Here is a 324-nt window from a genome sequence, read left to right as displayed (position 1 = left end):
CCGCCTTCGATCAGGTCGTTGCCGTTGCCGCCATACAGCGAGTCATTGCCGCCGTTGCCCTGCATCCAGTCATCGACATTGCCGCCGCGCAGCGTGTCGCCCAACTCGGAACCCACCAGCGGCACGCCCTGCTTCATCAGCTGTTCAGCCGTCCACTTCACGCCGGAAGCGAAGGTGATCTGTTCGATCCAGTTCAGCTGATCGCCGAACCAATCCTTCACCGTCACGCTGTCCTGGCCGTTGATGTGGCGGAACACCATGTCGTTGCCGCTACGCAGCACCTGGATATCGCTTTCCTTGATATCGGCGCCGAACACCAGTTCA

The 324-nt window shown here is 60.5% G+C and carries 1 protein-coding gene; it reads right to left on the bottom strand.

Annotated features, from left to right (window positions below; genetic code table 11):
• Positions 1-324 (bottom strand): calcium-binding protein (locus tag VK98_RS14395; RefSeq protein ID WP_048414707.1); only part of this gene is annotated, 324 nt, incomplete at both ends.

Source organism: Chromobacterium sp. LK11 (genome assembly GCF_001043705.1).
Lineage (GTDB): Bacteria > Pseudomonadota > Gammaproteobacteria > Burkholderiales > Chromobacteriaceae > Chromobacterium > Chromobacterium alkanivorans.
This window is presented reverse-complemented; position numbering and strand designations above follow the sequence as displayed.